The organism is Achromobacter sp., from assembly GCF_036567245.1.
In the GTDB taxonomy this organism is placed as follows: Bacteria; Pseudomonadota; Gammaproteobacteria; order Burkholderiales; family Burkholderiaceae_B; genus Achromobacter.
In genome coordinates, this window is the sequence record NZ_DATCUY010000373.1 from 1 (window position 1) to 5,060 (window position 5,060).

The window sequence follows — 5,060 nt, forward strand, 5'->3', positions numbered from 1 at the left end:
CACAGGCCGGTGTTGCCGCCGCGCGGCACCACCGGCACGCCTTCCTGCTGGCACAGCGCCAGGCAGGTGGCGACCTCTTCGGTGGTGCGCGGGCGCACCACGGCCTGCGCCTGGCCCTTGTACAGGCCGCGCCAGTCGGACAGCCAGGGCGCGATGTCGGCCTCGGCAGTGATGACGGTGTCGGGGCCCAGGGCCTGGACCAGGCGTTGCGTAAAGTCGGATGCGCTCATGATGTCTGCCTTGCGGCGGGAGAGAGGAGATCGAGTTGCAGGCGGCTGGCCGCCTGTTGCAGATGGCGGGCGGCGGCATGCCGCGCCCGTTCGGGGTCGCGTGCGCGGATGGCGTCGAACACGGCCACGTGCTCCTGGTGCACGGCGGCCGTCAGGCCGGCCTGCAGGCGGCTGTTGCTGCGCGCGGTGCTGACGGCCAGCCTGAGTTGCAGGTTCAGGTACTGCAACAGGTCTTGATAGCAGCTGTTGTGGGTGGCGGCCGCGATCGCGCGGTGGAAGGCGATGTCGTGCTCCACGCCCCGCTCCGGATCTTCCAGATGCGACTCCAGGTCGTCCAGGGCCCTCGCCATGGCGGCCAGATCGGCGTCGTCGCGCCGCAGCGCAGCCAGCGCTGCCGCGCCGCCTTCCAGCTCCATGCGCAATTCGTAGACCCCGGCCAGTTGCTTGCGGTCCACGGCGATGCCGGCGGATAGCTGGAAGCCCTGCGCGCCAGTGCGCGACAGCACGGTGCTGCCGGAACCCTGCCGGCTCTGGATCAGGCCCTGGGCGCGCAGGCGTTCGGTGGCCTCGCGGATGACCGCAGCGCTGACGCCGTATTGCTCGGCCAGCACGCGGCCCGCCGGCAGCTTGGCGCCGACGGGATAGGCGCCGCCGGCGATATCGGCGGCGATCTGGCGGGCGACCTGTTCGGTCAGGGTGAGGCTCTTGGTCAGCATCGGGGCATTATAGACATACTTCTCAGGTTATCTGATAACTTTCAAGAAGCAAGTCTGATGCGATCGAGGTTCAGGTTTCGTGGATCGCCGCGGGCGGCGTTGCTCAGGCGACGGCGGGTTCGCCGTCGGGCACGGTCGTCTCGGACTCTTCCGCCCCAGCCACCGCGCAGCAGCGGCCGCCTTGCGCCTTCGCGCGGTAGAGGGCGGCGTCGGCGGAATGCAGGGCCGTTTCCGGGTTGCGGTGGGCGCCGGACACGATGGAAATACCGATGGACAGGCCCACGCTGACCCGCGTGCCGTCCGCCAGCGTAATCGGCTGGGAGGCGTCATGCAGCAGATGTTCGCCCAGCTTCAACGCGGCGGTGGCGTCGATGCCGGTCACCAGCACGATGAACTCGTCGCCACCGATACGCGCGGCCACGTCGTCCACTCTCAGCATGGAGCGCATGCGCTGGGCGATGGTCATCAGCACCTGGTCGCCCGCGGCATGGCCGTAGGTGTCGTTGATGAGCTTGAAGTCGTCCATGTCCATGTACAGCAGCGCCGCGGAGCTGTCGTGGCCGCGCGCGCTGGTGCAGACGCGCTCCAGCGCGGCCTGCAGGCCGGCGCGGTTGGCCAGGCCCGTCAACGCGTCTTGGCTGGCGCGGCGTTCGCTGTCGCGCTCGGCCAGCATGGTGGACACCAGGATGCGGTTGAGCCGGTGCGAGGCGATGCTCATGCTGACCAGGTAGAACGGAATCTGGATGAAGACGATGGCCGTGACGTATTCGCCAGTGAAAGCCGCGCCCAGGCACATCGGCCCCAGGCTCAGGAAAATCATGGCGCCGACCAGCCGCGGCGCGCCGTAGTTCCGGAAGCAAATACCACCGGCCATGGCGCCGCAAGACACGCCGGCCAGGGTGGCGGCCAGCCAGTCGCCGTTGATGAAAGTGACGAAGACGCCATAGCCCACGCTGAATGCCCACAGTAGCGCCAGCAGGATGTAGATGTCGGTATGGGTGTTGCCGCCCTTGGGCGCGGCGCGCAGGGCGGACCGCAGGATCAGGACGCGGACCAGCGCCAGCACCACCTCCATCCCCAGCCAGGACAGGTACAGCGGCTCGGGGCGGCGCCAGGCGACGACGCCGGAGATCATGAGGGTGTTGATGACGCCGCCGGCAAAGATGGGAAGCGTGCCGAACAGGCTGGCGATCAGCGCCGAGCGGATATCCGCAGGGGTATCGTGCCCGGAATGCGTCAACCAACGCGTCAGGCGCCATTTGGGCAAGCTGAACTTAAGTGCTGTATCCACGCGGTAACGTCCCAGGCCGTCCACCCGATTTCGGGTAGGCTGGCTGGCGTTATAGCAGGTATTTCAAGCCTTTAATATTGTCCGCGGGGCCAATCCAGGCCATGGGATCAGTGCCCGCGATGCCCGCAGACGGCGCATTCGGGGTCACGCTGGACGTTGACGCTGCGCCATTGCATGGTGCGCACGTCCAGCCACAAGAGGCGGCCGGACAGGCTTTCGCCCACGCCGGACAGCAACTTGAGCGCCTCGGCGGCCTGCATGCTGCCGATGATGCCCACGACCGGGGCGAACACGCCCATCGTGGCGCAATTGGCTTGCTCGACGTCGTCCGCTTCCGGAAACAGGCAGTGGTAACAGGGCGCGTCGTCGTCGCGCAGGTCATAAACGCTGACCTGGCCGTCGAAGCGGATCGCGGCGCCGGATACCAGCGGCTTGCGGTGCTGCACGCAGGCGCGGTTGATGGCGTGGCGGGTGGCGAAGTTGTCGGTGCAGTCCAGTACCAGGTCCGCCTGCGCGACGGCGTCAGACAGGGCCTGGCCTTCCAGCCGCTCGACGCGGGCATGGACCCGGGTCTGCGGATTGAAGGCCGCCAGCATGTCGCGTCCGGACTCGGCCTTGTGGCGGCCGACGCTGGCGGTGGTGTGCAGGATCTGGCGTTGAAGGTTGCTCAGCTCGACGACGTCGTCGTCGGCCAGGGTGATGTCGCCCACGCCGGCGGTGGCCAGATAGAGCGCGGCGGGAGACCCCAGTCCGCCCGCCCCCACGATGAGCACACGCGCCGCCAGCAGTTTTTCCTGCCCTTCTATTCCCAACTCGTCGAGCAGGATGTGGCGGGCGTAGCGCAGCAGTTGCTCGTCGTTCATTTGTCCTTGCTGGGCTCGACTCCGGTCGGCGTGATCTTCATGCGCTGGGGCGTGCCGCCGCCGGCCTTGGCATCGGCCTTGGCCTGGGCGCGGGCCGAACCCTTCTGTACCGGCTTGCCGGCCAGCACGTTCAGCGCCTGCTGCAGCTGGAAGTCGTCCTTGCCGCCGAATTCGAACACCTTGGTCGGCACGTCGGCATTGTCGTCGCCGCCGCTGGACTTCACTTCGTTGGCGGTCTGCTGGTTGGACAGGTGGCGCTGCAGGTCGGCTTCGCGCGGCAGGCGGAACAGGTCGCCTTCGGCCGTGTCGGCAACGACGTAGTCAGGTTCGATGCCGGTGGCCTGGATGGAACGGCCGCTGGGCGTGAAGTAGCGCGAGGTGGTCAGCTTGACCGCGGTGGTTTCGGACAGCGGCAGGATCACCTGCACCGAGCCCTTGCCAAAGGTACGGTTGCCCAGGACCTTGGCGCGCTTGTGGTCCTGCAGCGCGCCGGCCACGATCTCGGAGGCCGAGGCGGAGCCCACGTTCACCAGCACCACCATCGGCACGGTCTTGGTCCAGGCCGGCAGGCCGGCCAGGTAGTTGCTTTCGCCGCGGGCGTACTCCGACGGCGTGGCCAGGTACTTGTGGCGGGCGTCGGGGGTGCGGCCGTCGGTAGTCACCACCACCGAGTCGGGCGGCAGGAACGCGCCGGACACGCCGATGGCGCTGGTCAGCAGGCCGCCCGGGTCATTGCGCAGGTCCAGCACCAGGCCCTTGGGGGCTTCCTTGGCGCCGAGGTCCTTCAACTGCTTGGCCAGGTCGGCGCCGGTCTTTTCCTGGAACTGGGCGACGCGCACATAGCCGATGCCGTTGTCCAGCATCTTGCTGCGCACGCTGCGCACCTTGATGATGTCGCGCACGATCTTCAGCACGATGGGCTGCGGGCGGTCGGCGCGCATGATGGTCAGCGTGATCGGCGACTTGGGCGCGCCGCGCATCAGCTTGACGGCGTCGTTGAGCGTCATGCCCTTGGTGGGCGTGTCGTCGATCTTGATGATGAGGTCGCCGGCCATCACGCCAGCGCGGGCGGCGGGCGTGTCCTCGATCGGGGAGATGACCTTCACGAAGCCATCTTCCGCGCCGACCTCGATGCCCAGGCCGCCGAATTCGCCTTGCGTGGCCGTCTGCATTTCGCGGAAGGCGTCGGCGTCCAGGTAGGCGGAGTGCGGATCCAGGTTCGACACCATGCCGGAGATGGCGTTGTCGATCAGGGTCTTGTCGTCGACGGCTTCGACGTAGTTGTTCTTGATGGCGGCGAACACGTTGCTCAGTTGCCTGAGCTCGTCCAACGGCAGGGGACTGCCGCGCTGGGCGACCGCGGTCACGCCTACGCTGAGCAAAACACCAGCCACCGCACCGATGGCAATCAGACCGAAACCGCGAAACTTACGAGTGCCCATGCACACTTCCCGAATTTTGTTTTCGCCGATGGGGTTTGGTAATTACCAACGACATCAATCTACTGCGCCAGCCATTGTGCCGGATCCACAGGAGCGCCACGATGGCGAATTTCAAAGTATAGGCCGGATTCCACTTGGCCGCCGGTTGCCCCTACCGTAGCAATAGTATCGCCACCCGTCACCGAATCCCCCACCCGTTTGAGCAGACTTTGGTTGTAAGCATAGACGGTCAGGTATTGCTGCCCATGATCCACAATGATGAGGTTGCCAAAACCCCGTAGCCAATCGGCGTAGACCACCGTGCCGGGGGCCACCACCTTGACCGGCGTGCCTTCGGGCGCGCGCAGCACCACGCCGCGCCAGACGCCGCCATCCGGGCGGTCGACTCCGAAGCGCCCCTGCACCTGGCCGCGCACCGGCATGGACAGCCCGTGGCGCAGGCCATTGCCGCCGCCCACCGGCGCTGCGCGGGCGGTCTGGGTCTGCTGCGCAGGCTCGCTACGGCTTGGAGCGGGATT

6 protein-coding genes are annotated in these 5,060 nt (G+C 67.1%); all 6 read right to left on the bottom strand.

The annotated features are described in order from the left end of the window. Positions 1 to 230 (bottom strand): FAD-binding oxidoreductase (locus tag VIR09_RS15990; RefSeq protein WP_332013756.1); only part of this gene is annotated, 230 nt, incomplete at its 3' end. Then, positions 227 to 946: a FadR/GntR family transcriptional regulator gene (locus VIR09_RS15995; protein WP_332013757.1), complete on the bottom strand. Its 720-nt coding sequence runs from the start codon at positions 944 to 946 to the stop codon at positions 227 to 229. The genes VIR09_RS15995 and VIR09_RS15990, both read right to left, overlap by 4 nt. 103 nt (positions 947 to 1,049) lie before the next feature. After that, positions 1,050 to 2,237 carry a GGDEF domain-containing protein gene (locus tag VIR09_RS16000; RefSeq protein ID WP_332013758.1) on the bottom strand — a complete coding sequence of 396 codons (1,188 nt, stop codon included), beginning with the start codon at positions 2,235 to 2,237 and terminating at the stop codon, positions 1,050 to 1,052. 107 nt (positions 2,238 to 2,344) lie between these two features. After that, positions 2,345 to 3,100: a molybdopterin-synthase adenylyltransferase MoeB gene (locus VIR09_RS16005; protein ID WP_332013759.1), complete on the bottom strand. Its 756-nt coding sequence runs from the start codon at positions 3,098 to 3,100 to the stop codon at positions 2,345 to 2,347. Continuing rightward, complete coding sequence (locus VIR09_RS16010; RefSeq protein WP_332013760.1) at positions 3,097 to 4,542, bottom strand: S41 family peptidase; 1,446 nt, start codon at positions 4,540 to 4,542, stop codon at positions 3,097 to 3,099. The genes VIR09_RS16005 and VIR09_RS16010 overlap by 4 nt, the downstream gene beginning before the upstream one ends. Before the next feature lie 59 nt (positions 4,543 to 4,601). Beyond that, on the bottom strand, positions 4,602 to 5,060 hold a 459-nt coding region (locus tag VIR09_RS16015), incomplete at its 5' end, for a murein hydrolase activator EnvC family protein (RefSeq protein ID WP_332013761.1).